Raw genomic sequence first — 18173 nt, forward strand, 5'->3', positions numbered from 1 at the left:
CCGAAGTGCTTGGCCAGCACGTTGGTGATAGCTGCAGTCAGGGTGGTTTTACCGTGGTCAACGTGGCCGATGGTGCCGACGTTTACGTGCGGTTTATTACGCTCAAATTTTTCTTTAGACACGACGTAGTCCTTCTAGGTTAAACCCGCCTACCGTCGTAGGCGGGGAATCTTAAATTACTTGGATTTGCGCTCTTCGATCACGGCCTGGGCGACGTTGGTCGGGGCATCGTGATACTTGGCGAATTCCATGGCATAGGAAGCGCGACCCTGGGTAGCGGAACGCAGTGCAGTTGCATAACCGAACATTTCGGCCAGCGGCACCAGAGCACGTACGATCTTGCCGGACGGGCCATCTTCCATACCTTCGATCAGACCGCGACGACGGTTCAGGTCACCGATAACGTCGCCCATGTAATCTTCCGGAGTTTCAACTTCTACTTTCATGATCGGTTCAAGCAGAACCGGATTGGCTTTCATGAAGCCAGCCTTAAAGGCCATGGAAGCAGCGATCTTGAACGCCAGTTCGGAAGAGTCGACATCGTGGTAAGAACCGAAGTGCAGACGCACACCCAGATCCATAACCGGGTAACCAGCCAGCGGACCAGATTTGAGCTGCTCACGGATACCTTTATCAACACCCGGGATGAATTCACCAGGAATGACACCACCTTTGATGTCGTTGACGAATTCGTAGGCTTTGCCTTCTTCCAGCGGGTACATGTCGATCACAACATGACCGTACTGACCGCGACCACCAGACTGCTTGGCATGCTTGCCTTCGATGTCTTTAACGGTGGTACGGATGGTTTCACGGTAGGCAACCTGCGGCTTACCTACGTTCGCTTCAACCTTGAACTCGCGACGCATACGGTCAACGATGATGTCCAGGTGCAGCTCACCCATACCGGCGATGATGGTTTGACCTGACTCTTCGTCAGTCCATACGCGGAAGGACGGATCTTCCTGAGCCAGACGGCCCAGTGCCAGACCCATCTTCTCTTGGTCAGCCTTGGTTTTCGGCTCAACCGCGATAGAAATTACCGGCTCCGGGAATTCCATACGCTCGAGGATGATCGGCGCGTTCGGGTCACACAGGGTGTCACCAGTGGTCACGTCTTTCAGACCGATAGCAGCCGCGATGTCACCAGCGCGTACTTCTTTGATCTCTTCACGCTTGTTGGCATGCATCTGAACGATACGGCCAAAACGCTCGCGCTTATCCTTGACGGAGTTCAGCACGGTATCACCAGAGTTAACAACACCGGAGTAAACGCGGAAGAAGGTCAGGTTACCAACGAAGGGGTCGGTAGCAATCTTGAACGCCAGTGCAGAGAACGGCTCGTCATCAGAAGCATGACGCTCGTCTTTGGTCTCGCCGTCCATTTTCAGGCCGTCGATAGCAGCTACGTCGGTCGGAGCCGGCAGATAGTCAACAACGGCATCCAGCATTGCCTGTACGCCCTTGTTCTTGAACGCGGAGCCACAGGTTACCAGGATGATTTCGTTGTTCAGCACGCGCTGACGCAGAGCAGTCTTGATCTCTTCCTCGGTCAGCTCTTCGCCGCCCAGGTATTTTTCCATCAGGTCTTCAGACGCTTCTGCAGCGGCTTCAACCAGATTCATGCGCATTTCTTGCGCCTGTTCCAGCAGTTCAGCCGGCACATCTTCGTAGTCGAAGGTGACGCCTTGGTCAGCTTCGTTCCAGTTGATGGCCTTCATCTTGACCAGATCAACTACGCCCTTGAAGTTCTCTTCGGCGCCGATGTTCAGCTGAAGGGGAACCGGAACGCCTTTCAGACGGGTCTTGATGTGCTCAACACAACGCAGGAAGTTAGCGCCGGTACGGTCCATCTTGTTGACGAACGCGATACGAGGAACTTTGTACTTGTTAGCCTGACGCCATACGGTTTCAGACTGTGGCTGTACGCCACCTACGGCACAGTACACCATCACGGCACCGTCCAGAACACGCATTGAACGCTCTACTTCGATAGTAAAGTCAACGTGGCCCGGGGTATCGATGATGTTGATACGGTGCGGTTGGAACTGTTTAGCCATACCGGACCAGAAAGCGGTGGTCGCGGCGGAGGTGATGGTGATACCACGCTCTTGTTCCTGTTCCATCCAGTCCATGGTGGCAGCGCCATCGTGAACTTCACCGATCTTGTGGCTTACACCGGTGTAAAACAGTACGCGCTCGGTAGTAGTAGTCTTACCGGCGTCAATGTGAGCGGAGATACCGATGTTACGATAACGCTCAATGGGGGTTGTACGAGCCATTGTCATCCTCTTACTAAGGCGCTTGTCCCTAGATAATTAAAGGTGCGCAGAGCCAAAAGACCCTGCGCAAGCGGATTACCAGCGGAAGTGAGCGAAGGCTTTGTTCGCTTCAGCCATACGGTGAACGTCTTCACGTTTCTTGACAGACGAACCCTTATTGTCAGCGGCATCCAGCAGCTCGCCAGCCAGACGCTGAGCCATTGATTTTTCACCACGTTTACGAGCGGCATCAACCAACCAGCGCATTGCCAGGGCATTGCGACGTACCGGACGAACTTCTACCGGCACCTGATAGGTTGCACCACCGACGCGACGAGATTTAACCTCGACCGCCGGACGAATGTTATCCAGAGCAACTTCGAACAGGGCCAGGTGCTCTTTGCCAGATTTGGTGGCAATGATGTCCAGGGCACCGTATACGATGGCTTCTGCAACAGATTTCTTACCGTCAACCATTACTACGTTGACAAATTTAGCCAGCAGCTCTGATCCGAACTTGGGATCTGGCAGGATTTTACGCTGACCAACAACACGACGTCTTGGCATTTCAAATTCTCCGTAACTTCAGGGATTACCCAAAACTAGAAAGCTATCTAACTAGAAACGAATTAACGTTTGGCCTTACTTAACGGAGAACCATTAAGCTTTAGGACGCTTCACACCATACTTGGAGCGAGCCTGCTTACGGTCTTTAACACCGGCACAGTCCAACGCACCACGAACGGTGTGATAACGAACACCTGGCAAGTCTTTTACACGACCGCCACGGATCAGAACAACAGAGTGCTCTTGCAGGTTGTGACCTTCACCACCGATGTAGGAGGTGACTTCGAAGCCGTTGGTCAGACGTACACGGCATACTTTACGCAGTGCAGAGTTAGGCTTCTTCGGGGTGGTGGTATATACACGGGTGCATACGCCACGCTTCTGAGGGCACGCTTCCAGCGCCGGCACGTTGCTTTTCACAACGAGCTTGATGCGTGGCTTGCGAACCAACTGGTTAATAGTTGCCATCAAAAGGCTCCTGATAATGACTTCATAAACGTGTGGAAAATCCTCCCCGCAGATACGGGGACGCGAAATTTTATGCCCTGTTCTCTGGGGAGTCAAGATTTATACAATTCGTGTCACAAAAGGACAATCCAGATCCGTTTGATTTCACAGCATAACCTTGAATTTTATTGAAAATTTGCTCTTCATCCGCCCCAAGTGCGCGGTGAACCTTTCTGCGCAATCAGCGTCACCAGAGCCGTCATATCGAGCGCGATACCCACCCGATGCTGCAAACCACGCGCTTGCAAATCTTCCTGCATCACATAAAGCGGGATACCCGTCAACCGCTCGATCCACTGGGGAGCCGATGCCGCAATCACGGCATCCTGCATCAGTACCAGCTCATCCTCGGGCTGAAGGTATGAGAGCGCCTCTGCCAGAGCCTGACTCTGAAAGGGAGAGTTCAATATCAGATGCAACATGGAGACCTCAAAAGCTGATGTGAGTCGAACATTGTACCCAGCGCCGAGCCATTTCCTGGCGCGGCAGACTCTCGACGGGGATCAGCAGATCATCCACTGTCACACCACGCTCTGCCAGCGAGTCAGCACAAACATAGACCTCTTCGATATCGTAGAGTTCCAGCATTTTGAAGGTGGGCGCGTAGTGGCGCTGCAAAATGGCGGCAGGTTGCTGATCCTTGAGCAGTTGCAGCACGCCGTCCCCAATCAGGAAGAGGGCCAGCTCATCGGTCATGGCCGAGGTGGCCAGCAGGGCATCCAACCCTTCCCGCCCGGCGGCATGGCCATGGGGGCCACGACTGCAGATAAAGGCGATTTTCTTGCTCATGACTCCCCCTAGAATTGAACCAGCCGATCGGCAGTAAGCGCCGCCTCGGCCAACTGGCCCAGACCACTCAGGCGAAAGGGCGCTTGCAGATTGAAGTGCGCCAGCCCTGCCCCCTTGGCCTCCTGCTCATCGACTACACCACGCCGCATGGCGGCAGCGACGCAGACATCGATACGGATCCCCTGCTCTTCTGCCAACTCTCGCCACAGACGCACCAGATCCGCCTCGTCGGATGCAGGCAAATGCAGACCGTTACTATTGCAGACCCCATCCTGATAGAGGAACAGGTGGGACAAGGTATGCCCCTGCGCCAATAGGCTGCAGGCAAAACGATAGGCTGTGCTGGCCGATTGGGTGCCATAGGCAGGCCCTGTGACCAAGATGGCAAAACTCAGACTCATAGCAGGACTCCTGTACTGACCCGGTCCATTTTACGCCAAAAACAAAAAAGCCCCTGCCAGGAGGGGCTTGATTCAATCTGTTGATCAGAGATGGGCAATCGCCTCGACCTCAACCAACACATCTTTCGGCAGACGAGCCACTTCCACGCAGGAGCGGGCTGGCGCTGCATCACCAAAGTAGCGGGCATAGACCTGGTTGAAGGCAACGAAGTTGTTCATATCGCTCAGGAAGCAGGTGGTTTTGACCACTTTGCTAGCATCGGCACCGGCAGCGTGCAACACGGCAACCAGATTCTGCATCACCCGCTCGGCCTGCTCTTCGATGCCGCCAGCCACGATTTCCATGGTGGCTGGATCGAGCGGGATCTGCCCGGAGGTGAAGATCATCTCGCCCACCTTGGTAGCCTGAACATACGGACCAATCGCGGCAGGCGCCTTGTCGGTCGCAATTACTTCTTTAGCCATTCATCTATCCCCTTCTAGAATGATTTATTCGTGCTCGTCTTCACCCTGCTTGCGCTGTCGGATGTAAAGATAAACAGTATGTTTTGAAATATTGAGTTTATCCGCCACCAGATTGATCGAATCCTTGATGTCAAAAATACCCTTCTCGAACAGCTGGGTCACGATGAAGCGGTTCTTGGCATTATTGGCCACGGTGGGATCGCGGTTGATCTCGTCGATGGTGTTATCCACCGTCTGGGCAACCAGCTCTTCCACGCTGTTGGCGAAAGTCTCTGGTGACTGGCGCGCCGCTTGCTGGGGGGTCGGGAAGAATTCGGCCACGAACTCATGGAACGGCGCATTGATGTGCAGATTAATGCAAATAAGCCCCACCACTTGTCGCTTGCTGTTGCGAATGGCGATGGTACTCGACTTCATCAGCGCGCCGGTGCGACTGCGAGCGAAATAGCTCTGGGTGTAATCCTGGCCGGTGCTCTCGATATCCTTGAGCATGCGCAGGGCAAGATCGGTGATGGGCGCTCCGAGGGTGCGACCAGTATTGAAGCCGTTGGCGATCTTGATCACCGACTCATGCAGATTTTCCAGGGAGTGAAGTACCACTTCGCAATGCTTGCCGAACAGCTCGGCCAAACCATCGATGAGCCCATCGTATGAGCGCAACAATTCCCTGTCTTCATCTGTAAAAGTGCGGCTGATCAGCTGTTCTGCGGGAAGCATGGCTTCCTCGATACCGACAGTCATGTTCTACCCCTGTAATAACCATTCAACTTTCCCGAGTTTTAAATTGCAGGGGAGTAAAGTCAACTTTTTTTGATTTTTTACTCTACAACTTTGCTCTGGATCATCCTGAAATCCGCGCGGAGTCTACCTTTGCCGAGTAATTGGTCAACAAAAAGGGCTCCTTGAAGGAGCCCTTTTTAATCACGGATGACGAGTTACTCTTCGTCGAAGCTACCGGCTGCGTTCAGCAGATCCGCCAGGTTCTGCTCCGCTTCATCAGCGGTCACCTGCGGGGTACCAACAGCACGAGCTGCGGCAGCACGCTGGTTGATCCGGCTGTGGTGGTAGGCAAAGCCGGTACCAGCCGGGATCAGACGACCCACGATGACGTTCTCTTTCAGGCCACGCAGTTCATCACGCTTGCCACCTACGGCGGCTTCGGTCAGAACGCGAGTGGTTTCCTGGAAGGAAGCCGCGGAGATGAAGGACTCGGTGCTCAGAGATGCCTTGGTAATACCCATCAGAACATGACGGTAGGTCGCAGGGGTCTTGCCCTCGGCAACCAGCTTACGGTTGGCAATCTTCACACGAGCAACTTCAACCTGTTCGCCTTCGATCAGATCGGTATCGCCAGCGCTCAAGATCTCGCACTTGCGCAGCATCTGACGAACGATGACTTCGATGTGCTTGTCGTTGATCTTAACGCCTTGCAGACGGTAAACGTCCTGCACTTCGTTGGCGATGTAGTTGGCGACCGGGCTGATACCGCGCAGACGCAGGATGTCGTGAGCAGACTCAGGACCGTCCGCCAGTACTTCACCCTTCTCAACTTTTTCACCTTCGAACACGTTCAGGTTACGCCACTTCGGAATCATCTCTTCGTAGACGTTGCCACCATCAGTCGGGGTGATGACCAGACGGCGTTTGCCTTTGGTCTCTTTCCCGAAGGAGATGGTACCGGAGATCTCGGCCAGAATTGCCGGTTCCTTCGGTTGACGTGCTTCGAACAGATCCGCAACGCGCGGCAGACCACCGGTGATGTCCTTGGTACCGCCGGACTCTTGCGGGATACGCGCTACCGCGTCACCCACGCCCACGTTGGCACCATCTTCCAGGTTCACGATCGCCTTGCCCGGCAGGAAGTACTGGGCGGCAACATCGGTACCCGGGATCATCACGTCTTTGCCGTTCAGGTCGACCAGTTTAACGGTCGGACGCATCTCTTTACCGGCGCTCGGACGCTCGTTGACGTCCAGAACAACGATAGAAGAGAGACCGGTCAACTCGTCAGTCTGACGAGTGATGGTCACGCCATCGATCATGTGTTCGAACTGCAGGCGACCTGCCACTTCGGTAATGATCGGGTGGGTGTGCGGATCCCAGTTGGCAACGGTCTCGCCAGCGGTTACCGCCTGACCGTCTTTCACTTCCAGCACGGAACCGTAAGGCAGCTTGTGGCTTTCCTTGGTACGGCCCATCTCGTCCATGATGGTCAGTTCGGTAGAACGGGAGGTGATAACCAGTTTGTCATCGTTGTTGTGAACGAACTTGGCGTTCTGCAGCTTGATGCTACCGGTGTTCTTGACCTGAATGCTGCTTTCAGCAGCGGCACGAGATGCAGCACCACCGATGTGGAAAGTACGCATCGTCAGCTGGGTACCCGGTTCACCGATGGACTGGGCGGCGATAACACCGACAGCCTCACCCTTGTTAACCAGGTGACCACGGGCCAGATCACGGCCGTAGCAGTGAGCACAGTTACCGAAGTCAGTTTCACAGGTGATGGCAGAACGTACCTTCACACGGTCAACGGAGTTACGCTCCAGCAGGTCACACAGCTGCTCATCGAGCAGGGTGTTGCGAGCAACCAGGATCTCGTCCTCGGTACCCGGCTTGATGACATCTTCTGCCACCACACGACCCAGCACGCGCTCACGCAGCGGCTCGACCACGTCGCCACCCTCGATCAGCGGAGTCATCCACAGACCGTCAGTAGTGCCGCAATCGTCCTCGGTGATCACCATGTCCTGCGCCACGTCTACCAGACGACGAGTCAGGTAACCGGAGTTCGCAGTCTTCAGTGCGGTATCCGCCAGACCCTTACGAGCACCGTGGGTAGAGATAAAGTACTGCAGTACGTTCAGACCTTCGCGGAAGTTCGCGATGATCGGGGTCTCGATGATGGAGCCATCCGGCTTGGCCATCAGGCCACGCATACCGGCCAGCTGACGGATCTGGGCGGCGGAACCACGCGCACCAGAGTCGGCCATCATAAAGATGCTGTTGAACGAGGCCTGCTCTTCTTCATCACCCAGGGAGTTGACGTTACGCTCTTTGGACAAGTTCTCCATCATGGCCTTGGAGACGCGCTCGTTGGCGCTGGCCCAGATATCGATAACCTTGTTGTAACGCTCGCCCGCAGTTACCAGACCTGACAGGAACTGGTCCTGGATCTCGGCAACTTCGGCTTCGGCTGCTGCAATGATGTCTTTCTTGGCATCCGGGATGACCATGTCATCGATACCAACGGAAGCACCGGACAGGGCCGCGTAGTGGAAACCGGTATACATCAGCTGGTCAGCGAAGATAACGGTGTCCTTCAGGCCCTGCTTGCGATAGCAGGTGTTCAGCAGACGAGAGATGAGCTTTTTGCCCAGCGCCTTGTTGGATACGCACTTGATCCAGTTCTGCGGATTGGCATCCAGATCAGCCTGCTCGGCAGCAGTCAGCACCTTCGGCTCGTCGATCAGGGCGTATTCCATGCCTTTCGGCAGGATCAGGCTCAGGATCGCACGACCAACGGTGGTGTTCTTCATCTCGGTGTGTTCACGCAGAGAACCGTCTTCCTGACGCAGGTATTCGGTAATGCGTACTTTCACACGAGCATGCAGATCGGCCAGACCGGCACGATATACTTTCTCGGCTTCTTTCGGGCCGGCCAGCACCATACCTTCGCCTTTGGCGTTGATACGGGCACGGGTCATGTAGTACAGACCCAAGACCACGTCCTGAGAAGGAACGATGATCGGCTCACCGGAGGCAGGCGACAGGATGTTGTTGGTAGACATCATCAGCGCACGCGCTTCCAGCTGGGCTTCCAGGGTCAGCGGTACGTGAACAGCCATCTGGTCACCATCGAAGTCCGCGTTATACGCAGCACAAACCAGCGGGTGCAGCTGGATTGCCTTGCCTTCGACCAGAGTCGGTTCGAATGCCTGGATACCCAGACGGTGCAGAGTCGGTGCACGGTTCAGCAGAACCGGGTGTTCGCGGATCACTTCGTCCAGGATATCCCAAACGACAGCTTCCTCGCGCTCCACCATCTTCTTGGCGGCCTTGATAGTGGTCGCCAGACCGCGGGTTTCCAGCTTGCCATAGATGAACGGCTTGAACAGTTCCAGCGCCATCTTCTTCGGCAGACCGCACTGATGCAGACGCAGAGTCGGGCCTACGGTGATAACGGAACGACCGGAGTAGTCGACACGCTTACCGAGCAGGTTCTGACGGAAACGACCCTGTTTACCCTTGATCATGTCGGCCAGGGATTTCAGCGGGCGCTTGTTGGAACCGGTGATGGCACGACCGCGACGGCCGTTATCCAGCAGCGCATCGACGGACTCTTGCAGCATACGCTTTTCGTTGCGCACGATGATGTCCGGAGCAGCCAGATCCAGCAGACGCTTCAAGCGGTTGTTACGGTTGATCACGCGACGGTACAGATCGTTCAGATCGGAAGTCGCGAAACGGCCGCCGTCCAGCGGTACCAGCGGACGCAGGTCCGGCGGCAGCACAGGCAGCACTGTCATGATCATCCACTCCGGCTTGTTGCCGGACTGCAGGAAAGCTTCCATCAGCTTCAGACGCTTGGTGGTCTTCTTGCGCTTGGTCTCGGAGTTGGTTTGATCCAGCTCCTCACGCATGGTTTTGACTTCACCTTCCAGATCGATAGCGCGCAGCAATGCCAGGATTGCTTCGGCACCCATCTTGGCGTCAAATTCGTCGCCCCACTCTTCCAGCGCATCCAGGTACTGCTCTTCAGAGAGCATCTGGCTGCGTTCGAGGTTGGTCATACCCGGCTCGATTACGACGAAAGATTCGAAGTAGAGCACGCGCTCGATGTCGCGCAGGGTCATGTCCAGCAGCAGACCGATACGGGACGGCAGGGACTTCAGGAACCAGATGTGGGCAGTCGGGCTGGCCAGCTCGATGTGGCCCATACGCTCACGACGGACCTTGGTCTGGGTCACTTCAACGCCGCACTTCTCACAGATCACACCACGGTGTTTCAGGCGCTTGTACTTGCCGCACAGACACTCGTAGTCCTTCACCGGTCCGAAGATGCGGGCGCAGAACAGACCATCACGCTCCGGCTTGAAAGTCCGGTAGTTGATGGTCTCAGGCTTTTTGACCTCACCGAATGACCAGGAGCGGATCATGTCAGGAGAGGCCAGACCGATCTTGATACTGTCAAACTCTTCGGTCTTGGTCTGAGCCTTCAAAAACTTGAGTAAGTCTTTCACGTGTTTCCCCTGTCAGGAGTCTAACCTCGGCGCCCCGGCTGCCAAAACAGCGGGGCGCCCACGTCAATTCTCGAACAATAAGAGCGAGCTCTTACTCTTCGTCCAGCTCGATGTTGATACCCAGAGAGCGGATTTCCTTCAGCAATACGTTGAAGGATTCGGGCATGCCCGGCTCCATACGGTGGTCGCCATCCACGATGTTCTTATACATCTTGGTACGGCCATTCACATCGTCAGACTTGACGGTCAGCATTTCCTGCAGGGTATATGCCGCACCGTAAGCCTCCAGGGCCCACACTTCCATCTCACCGAAACGCTGACCACCGAACTGAGCCTTACCACCCAGCGGCTGCTGGGTAACCAGGCTGTAAGAGCCGGTAGAACGCGCGTGCATCTTGTCGTCGACCAAGTGGTTCAGCTTGAGCATGTACATGTAACCAACGGTTACTTTACGCTCGAAGCGGTTACCGGTACGGCCATCGAACAGATCAATCTGACCGGATTCCGGCAGATCGGCCAGCTTCAGCAGGGCTTTGATTTCGCGCTCTTTGGCACCATCAAAGACCGGAGTAGCAACCGGCAGACCCTTACGCAGGTTACCCACCAGGGTACGTACGTCGTCATCAGACAGTTCGGCGATGTTCACTTGCTGGGTGTCCTTCTCGCCCAGGTCATAGACCTGTTGCAGGAAGTTGCGCATCTCGTGCAGCTCGCGCTGCTCTTTGACCATGCGATCGATCTTCTCGCCGATACCCTTGGCCGCAAGGCCCAGGTGCACTTCGAGGATCTGACCGATGTTCATACGGGATGGTACGCCCAACGGGTTCAGTACGATGTCGACCGGACGGCCGAACTCGTCATGAGGCATATCCTCGACCGGACAGATCTTGGAGATAACACCCTTGTTACCGTGACGGCCCGCCATCTTGTCACCCGGCTGGATGCGACGCTTGACTGCCAGATAAACCTTGACGATTTTCAGTACGCCCGGCGCCAGATCATCACCCTGGATAATCTTGCGACGCTTGTTCTCGAATTTCTTGTCGAACTCGGCTTTCAGCTCAACGTGCTGTTCAGCGATCTGTTCCAGTTCGGTCTGCTTGCCTTCGTCTTCGATGGCCAGTTCAAACCACTTGGAGCGATCGAGCTTGTTCAGACGATCTTCGCTGTAACCGGCGGCCAGCAGCAGGTTGCGGGAGCGGCCGAAAATGCCGTCTTCCAGGATCTTGAACTCTTCGGTCAAGTCCTTCTTCGCTTCCTTCAGCTGCATCTCTTCGATTTCTTTGGCGCGCTTGTCTTTTTCCACGCCATCGCGGGTAAAGACTTGCACGTCAACCACGGTACCGTACACACCGTTCGGTACACGCAGGGAGGAGTCCTTCACATCGGACGCCTTCTCACCGAAGATGGCGCGCAGCAGCTTCTCTTCCGGCGTCAGCTGGGTTTCACCTTTCGGGGTTACCTTACCGACCAGAATGTCGCCGCCCTTCACTTCGGCACCCACGTAGACGATACCGGACTCGTCCAGCTTGGACAGAGCGGCTTCACCCACGTTCGGGATGTCAGCAGTGATCTCTTCCGGACCCAGCTTGGTGTCACGGGAGATACAGGCCAGTTCCTGGATATGGATGGTGGTCAGGCGATCTTCCTGAACAACACGCTCGTTCACCAGGATCGAGTCTTCGAAGTTGTAACCGTTCCACGGCATGAACGCGACGCGCATGTTCTGACCCAGCGCCAGTTCACCCAGATCGGTGGACGGGCCGTCAGCCAGTACGTCGCCAGCCATCACCGGCTCACCCAACATCACGCAAGGACGCTGGTTGATACAGGTATTCTGGTTGGAACGGGTGTATTTGGTCAGGTTGTAGATGTCGATACCGGCTTCGCCTGGCATCAGCTCATCTTCATTGACCTTCAGGACGATACGGGAGGCATCGACATAGTCGATTACGCCGCCACGCTTGGCCACTACGGTTACACCGGAGTCAACGGCCACTGCGCGTTCCATACCGGTACCTACCAGCGGCTTGTCAGCACGCAGAGTCGGTACAGCCTGACGTTGCATGTTTGAACCCATCAATGCGCGGTTCGCGTCATCGTGTTCCAGGAACGGGATCAGAGCAGCTGCCACAGATACGATCTGCTGCGGGCTCACGTCCATATACTGGATCTGGTCGGCGTTCATAAAGGTGGATTCACCTTTGTGACGGCACGGGATCAATTCATCTTTCAGACGGCCATCTTCGGTGGTCGCGGCGTTAGCCTGTGCGATCACGTACTTGCCTTCTTCAATAGCAGACAGGTAGTCCACTTCGTCGGTGATCACACCGTCAATGACCTTACGGTACGGGGTCTCGAGGAAACCGTACTCGTTGGTACGAGAGTACACAGACAGCGAGTTGATCAGACCGATGTTCGGACCTTCAGGAGTCTCGATAGGGCACAGACGACCGTAGTGGGTCGGGTGTACGTCTCGGACTTCAAAGCCGGCACGCTCACGAGTCAAACCGCCCGGGCCCAGCGCGGAGATACGGCGCTTGTGGGTCACTTCGGAGAGCGGGTTGTTCTGGTCCATAAACTGGGACAGCTGGCTGGAACCAAAGAACTCTTTGACTGCGGCGGAGATCGGCTTGGCGTTGATCAGATCCTGCGGCATCAGGGTGTCCAGGTCGCCCAGGGAGAGACGCTCCTTGACCGCACGCTCGACACGCACCAGACCGACACGGAACTGGTTTTCAGCCATTTCACCGACAGAACGGATACGACGGTTACCCAGGTGGTCGATATCGTCCACTTCGTCGTTACCGTTACGGATGTCGATCAGGCGCTTCATCACATCGACGATGTCGTCTTTGGTCAGCACACCCGCGCCAGTCTCGTCTTCACGACCCAGACGGCGGTTGAACTTCATCCGACCTACGGTAGACAGGTCGTAACGCTCGGCGGAGAAGAACAGGTTTTCGAACAGCTGTTCTGCAGCTTCGCGAGTAGGCGGCTCGCCCGGACGCATCATGCGGTAGATTTCGACCAGCGCTTCCAAACGGTTGGAGCTGGAGTCGACACGCAGGGTCTCGGACATGTAGGCACCGTGATCCAGTTCGTTGGTGAACAGAACCTCGAAGTGCTTGAAGCCGGCTTGGGACAGGTTGGCGATCGCTTCCAGGCTCAGCGCCTGGTTGGCGGTCACGACCATCTCGCCAGTTTGCGGATGTGCGTAGTCCTTGGCAGCAACTTTGCCAACAACATACTCAACCGGTACCTCAATCTGGGTAACGGCGTCTTTTTCCAACTGACGGATGTGACGCGCAGTCACACGACGACCTGTCTCAACCACCACGGCGCCATTGGCCACGATGTCAAAGGTCGCAGTTTCACCACGCAGACGCTCCGGCACCAGATCCATCATCAACTTGCCATCTTTTACTTCAAAACCGATGGTCTCGAAGAAGGTGGCCAGGATCTGTTCGGAAGTGAAGTCCAGAGCGCGCAGAATAATGGATGCTGGCAGTTTACGACGACGGTCGATACGGACAAACAGGTTGTCTTTTGCATCGAACTCGAAGTCCAGCCAGGAGCCACGGTAGGGGATAACGCGAGCGTTATACAGTACCTTACCGGATGAATGAGTTTTGCCTTTATCGTGGTCGAAGAAGACGCCCGGGCTGCGGTGCAGCTGGGAGACGATAACCCGCTCGGTACCATTGATAACAAAGGTGCCGTTCTCGGTCATGAGCGGAATTTCGCCCATGTATACTTCTTGTTCCTTGATGTCTTTGACGGTGCCGGCAGCTGCTTCACGATCGTACAGAACCATACGAAGCTTGACACGCAGCGGCGCGGAGTAGGTCACTCCACGGATCTGGCATTCTTTTACGTCAAATACCGGCTCACCCAGGCGATAGCTGACATACTGAAGCTCAGCACTACCGGAGTAACTGGTGATCGGGAAAACGCTACGGAAAGCGGCCTCTAGGCCATATTCACCTTCCGGGTCAGCCTCGATGAACTGCTTGAAGGAGTCCAGCTGAATGGACAACAGATAAGGCGTGTCCAGTACCTGGTCTCGCTTACCGAAGTCCTTACGAATGCGTTTTTTTTCGGTATAAGAGTAAACCATAGGGTTCCTCAGCTCGCTGATAAGTGACCCACTCTGTCCCGCGGGACAGCTCTGTCTCAACACCGTTTTGTGTTGGCCCGGACCAATGGAAACAGTCCGGATTGCTGGTGCACCGAGAGTCGTAAACGGTGTGAAATGCTCTCAGTCTACAGCGCAAAAAGGCTGGTGAACAAAAATTCACCAGCCCTAGCCTGATTTATCAGGCTAATCTACATAAATGCAGATTATTTGATCTCAACAGAAGCACCGGCAGCTTCCAGCTCTTTCTTAAGAGCTTCAGCTTCGTCCTTGGACACGCCTTCCTTCAGGTTAGCCGGGGCAGCTTCAACCAGATCTTTGGCTTCTTTCAGGCCCAGACCGGTAGCGCCACGTACAGCTTTGATAACGGCAACTTTGTTGGCGCCAGCAGCAGTCAGAACTACGTCGAATTCAGTTTTCTCTTCTACTGCTTCAGCAGCCGGACCGGCAGCAACAGCAACAGCGGCAGAAACACCGAACTTCTCTTCCATAGCTTCGATCAGCTCAACAACTTCCATTACAGACATGGAAGCAACGGCTTCGATGATTTGGTCTTTAGTGATAGACATGACAAAAATTCCTGATGTTGAATAAACTCAAACAGCCTAGATAGGCGAGAATCAAGCAGCAGCTTGTTTCTGGTCGCGAACAGCAGCGATAGTACGAACCAGCTTGCCAGCAGAGGCTTCCTTCATGGTAGCCATCAACTTCGCAATTGCTTCTTCGTAAGTCGGCAGCGTGGCCAGACGATCAATTTGTGCTGCGGCGATAAACTCACCGTTAAAAGCGCCAGCCTTGATTTCGAACTTTTGGTTCGCTTTGGCAAACTCTTTGAACAGGCGAGCAGCAGCGCCCGGATGTTCGTTAGAGAAAGCAATCAAGGTAGGACCGGTAAATGCGTCGTTCAGGCACTCGTATTCGGTACCCTCTACCGCGCGACGCAGCAGGGTGTTACGCACAACGCGCATGTACACACCGGCTTCACGAGCGGTTTTACGCAGGACGGTCATCTTGTCTACAGTTACACCGCGAGAATCGGCAACAACTGCAGAAAGAGCGCCTTTGGCAGCTTCGTTGACTTCAGCAACAATTGCCTTTTTGTCTTCGAGTCCCAATGCCATTGGCTTAACTCCTGGATTGAATCCGGGCCTATTGGCCCAGTACTGACACATCCCCCCTACCTTTACAACAGAGGGGAACGATGCGGTAGCAGGATTCCAGAAGAGAAAGAATCTTTCTCGCTGGGTTTCCGGCACCGTCTACGCAGGAAACATTAAGGCTTTGCAGCCTCCTGCGGTCTTGGACGGAGGTCGAAACCCCCAACCAATCAAGGCGCAAAATTATAGATTAAATTTTGCGCCTTGTAAAACCCATCAATTAGGCCTGAGCTTCCAGAGAAGCTTGGTCTACAGCAACACCGGCACCCATGGTGGTGGAGATGCTGACTTTCTTGATGAATTGACCTTTGGCGGAAGAGGGCTTGCCTTTTTTCAGGGCAACCAGCAGAGCTTCCAAGTTTTCTTTCAGCTGAACTTCGTTGAAAGAAACCTTACCCAGAGTGGTATGGATGATACCATTCTTGTCGTTACGGTAACGAACCTGACCAGCCTTGGCGTTCTTGACAGCTTCGGCAACGTTAGGAGTTACAGTACCCACTTTCGGGTTCGGCATCAGGCCGCGCGGGCCCAGGATTTGACCCAGCTGACCAACAACGCGCATGGCATCCGGGGATGCGATAACTACGTCGAAGTTCATCTCGCCTTTCTTGACCAGTTCGGCCAGGTCATCCATACCTACCAGGTCAGCACCGGCAGCTTTAGCTGCTTCGGCGTTGGCACCTTGAGTAAATACGGCAACGCGTACATCACGACCGGTACCGTGCGGCAGTACAGTAGCACCACGTACGTTCTGGTCAGATTTACGAGCGTCGATACCCAGGTTGACAGCAACGTCAACGCTTTCAACGAACTTGGCGGTAGCCAGTTCTTTCAGCAGGGCAATGGCTTCGTTGATGGAGTACTCTTTGGTACCGTCAACTTTTTCGCGAATAACGCGCATACGCTTGGAAAGTTTAGCCATTGTCTTAATCCTCCACTACCAGACCCATGGAACGAGCGGAGCCTGCGATGCAACGTACTTTTGCATCCAGATCGGCACCGGTCATATCCGGTTCTTTGGTCTTGGCGATTTCTTGCAGCTGGGCTACGGTCACCTTACCAACCTTGTCTTTGTTCGGCTTGGCAGAACCAGACTTGATACCAGCAGCTTTCTTCAGCAGGAAGGAAGCAGGCGGGGTCTTGGTTTCGAAGGTGAAGGAACGGTCACTGTAAACGGTGATCACGACCGGAGTCGGTGAGCCTTTTTCCAGCTTCTCTGTACGAGCGTTGAACGCTTTACAGAATTCCATGATGTTAACACCGTGTTGACCCAGTGCAGGACCAACGGGAGGAGACGGGTTGGCTGCACCAGCAGCAACCTGCAGCTTGATATAAGCTGTGACTTTCTTAGCCATTAGGAAAATACCTCAAAAATGGGTTCTAGCGCCTCGGAGACTTGCTCCTGCAAACGGCTCCCCAACTAATAAAGGGGCAGCGAATTATAGAGATAATCGCTGCCCCTGACAACCGTTAAACGTACAGAATTCAATCAGCCCTTTTCGACCTGACCAAAATCCAGTTCAACAGGAGTAGAACGCCCGAAGATCAGTACAGAGACCTTCACGCGGCTCTTCTCATAATCGACCTCTTCAACGGTACCGTTGAAGTCGGCAAACGGACCATCGGCAACCCGCACCATTTCACCCGGTTCAAACAGGGTTTTCGGACGCGGCTTGTCATGAGCATCTTGCAGACGGTTCAGGATGGCATCGGCCTCTTTGTCGGAGATCGGTGCAGGGCGGTCGGAAGTACCGCCGATGAAGCCCATTACACGCGGTACGTTGCGCACCAGGTGCCATGTGGTTTCATCCATGATCATCTGGACCAGGACATAACCCGGGAAAAACTTGCGCTCACTCTTGCGCTTCTGGCCAGCACGCATCTCGACCACTTCTTCAGTCGGGACCAGTACTTCACCGAACATGTCTTCCATGCCATGCATCTTGATATGCTCGCGCAGGGACTTGGCTACACGGCCTTCATAGCCGGAAAAAGCCTGCACGACATACCATCTCATACGTTGTTCACGTTGTTCAGTCATGGCTTATCCTTACACACCGGTAATCAGGTTAACCAACCAGACCAAGGCACCGTCCAGAACGAACAGCAGCAGCCCCATCACGGCGGTCACCGCCAGCACAATCAGGGTTGTCTGAATGGCTTCCTGACGGGTCGGCCATACGACCTTGCGGACTTCCAGGCGAGACTCACGGGCGAATGCCAGTGTTGCCTTTCCCTTGGTGGTTTGCAGGGCTACTGCGCCAGCAGCAGCAATGACAACGACCACACCCAGGGCGCGGACGGCAGCAATAACATCGCTCAGCAAGTAATTACCCACTACAGCGGCCGCCAGGATAATGAAAACCAGGCCCCAAAGCAGGGTATCCTTGCTTCCGCCCTGGCTCTCAGAACTAACACTCATACAACCCACCTGTATCTGACGTAACCAAAGACACAAAAGCCCCGTACGAGACGAGGTATATGGCAGGGGCGGCAGGACTCGAACCCGCAACCATCGGTTTTGGAGACCGCTGTTCTACCAATTCGAACTACGCCCCTACACAAGAAAGCCCCTATTATAGGGGCTTTGCTTTATTTATGTAAGCCAAAGATTAAGCGATTACGCTGGCTACAACACCGGCACCTAC

The 18173-nt window shown here is 54.8% G+C and carries 17 protein-coding genes and 1 tRNA gene; all 18 read right to left on the reverse strand.

Annotated features, from left to right (window positions below; genetic code table 11):
- Nucleotides 1-122: GTP-binding protein (locus BN1117_RS19200; protein ID WP_040099167.1), on the reverse strand; the 122-nt coding region annotated here is incomplete at its 3' end.
- Between the two features lie 54 nt (nt 123-176).
- Nucleotides 177-2282, reverse strand: coding sequence for an elongation factor G (gene fusA, locus BN1117_RS16495; RefSeq protein ID WP_040099148.1), 2106 nt, complete (start codon nt 2280-2282; stop codon nt 177-179).
- Nucleotides 2283-2357: 75 nt separating this feature from the next.
- On the reverse strand, nt 2358-2828 hold the full coding sequence (gene rpsG / locus BN1117_RS16500) for a 30S ribosomal protein S7 (protein WP_010675949.1): 471 nt from the start codon (nt 2826-2828) through the stop codon (nt 2358-2360).
- A 93-nt stretch (nt 2829-2921) separates the two neighbouring features.
- Nucleotides 2922-3296: a 30S ribosomal protein S12 gene (gene rpsL, locus BN1117_RS16505; protein WP_005306278.1), complete on the reverse strand. Its 375-nt coding sequence runs from the start codon at nt 3294-3296 to the stop codon at nt 2922-2924.
- Nucleotides 3297-3478: 182 nt separating this feature from the next.
- Entirely contained in the window at nt 3479-3757 is a 279-nt protein-coding gene (gene tusB / locus BN1117_RS16510; protein ID WP_040099152.1) for a sulfurtransferase complex subunit TusB, read from the reverse strand.
- A gap of 7 nt (nt 3758-3764) precedes the next feature.
- Nucleotides 3765-4124 (reverse strand): sulfurtransferase complex subunit TusC, encoded by a 360-nt coding sequence (gene tusC / locus BN1117_RS16515; protein WP_040099154.1) that lies wholly within the window; start codon nt 4122-4124, stop codon nt 3765-3767.
- Nucleotides 4125-4132: 8 nt separating this feature from the next.
- Nucleotides 4133-4525, reverse strand: coding sequence for a sulfurtransferase complex subunit TusD (tusD, locus tag BN1117_RS16520; RefSeq protein WP_040099156.1), 393 nt, complete (start codon nt 4523-4525; stop codon nt 4133-4135).
- A gap of 84 nt (nt 4526-4609) precedes the next feature.
- Nucleotides 4610-4990, reverse strand: a complete 381-nt coding sequence (locus tag BN1117_RS16525; RefSeq protein WP_040099158.1) for a RidA family protein — start codon at nt 4988-4990, stop codon at nt 4610-4612.
- Nucleotides 4991-5014: 24 nt separating this feature from the next.
- Entirely contained in the window at nt 5015-5731 is a 717-nt protein-coding gene (locus BN1117_RS16530) for a helix-turn-helix transcriptional regulator (protein ID WP_040099160.1), read from the reverse strand.
- A gap of 194 nt (nt 5732-5925) precedes the next feature.
- Nucleotides 5926-10230, reverse strand: a complete 4305-nt coding sequence (gene rpoC / locus BN1117_RS16535; protein WP_040099162.1) for a DNA-directed RNA polymerase subunit beta' — start codon at nt 10228-10230, stop codon at nt 5926-5928.
- 91 nt (nt 10231-10321) lie between these two features.
- Entirely contained in the window at nt 10322-14350 is a 4029-nt protein-coding gene (gene rpoB / locus BN1117_RS16540; protein ID WP_005339897.1) for a DNA-directed RNA polymerase subunit beta, read from the reverse strand.
- 224 nt (nt 14351-14574) lie between these two features.
- Nucleotides 14575-14937, reverse strand: a complete 363-nt coding sequence (rplL, locus tag BN1117_RS16545; protein WP_040099163.1) for a 50S ribosomal protein L7/L12 — start codon at nt 14935-14937, stop codon at nt 14575-14577.
- A 51-nt stretch (nt 14938-14988) separates the two neighbouring features.
- Complete coding sequence (rplJ, locus tag BN1117_RS16550; protein ID WP_005339895.1) at nt 14989-15489, reverse strand: 50S ribosomal protein L10; 501 nt, start codon at nt 15487-15489, stop codon at nt 14989-14991.
- A gap of 256 nt (nt 15490-15745) precedes the next feature.
- Complete coding sequence (gene rplA, locus BN1117_RS16555) at nt 15746-16447, reverse strand: 50S ribosomal protein L1 (protein WP_026456243.1); 702 nt, start codon at nt 16445-16447, stop codon at nt 15746-15748.
- Nucleotides 16448-16451: 4 nt separating this feature from the next.
- On the reverse strand, nt 16452-16880 hold the full coding sequence (rplK, locus tag BN1117_RS16560) for a 50S ribosomal protein L11 (protein WP_026456244.1): 429 nt from the start codon (nt 16878-16880) through the stop codon (nt 16452-16454).
- 134 nt (nt 16881-17014) lie between these two features.
- On the reverse strand, nt 17015-17566 hold the full coding sequence (gene nusG, locus BN1117_RS16565) for a transcription termination/antitermination protein NusG (protein WP_005306318.1): 552 nt from the start codon (nt 17564-17566) through the stop codon (nt 17015-17017).
- A gap of 9 nt (nt 17567-17575) precedes the next feature.
- A complete protein-coding gene (gene secE / locus BN1117_RS16570; RefSeq protein ID WP_040099166.1) occupies nt 17576-17947 on the reverse strand; it encodes a preprotein translocase subunit SecE in 372 nt (123 codons plus the stop codon).
- A 60-nt stretch (nt 17948-18007) separates the two neighbouring features.
- Nucleotides 18008-18084: transfer RNA gene (locus tag BN1117_RS16575), tRNA-Trp, on the reverse strand.
- Between the last annotated feature and the right edge of the window lie 89 nt (nt 18085-18173).

This window comes from Aeromonas australiensis, assembly GCF_000819725.1.
GTDB lineage: Bacteria > Pseudomonadota > Gammaproteobacteria > Enterobacterales > Aeromonadaceae > Aeromonas > Aeromonas australiensis.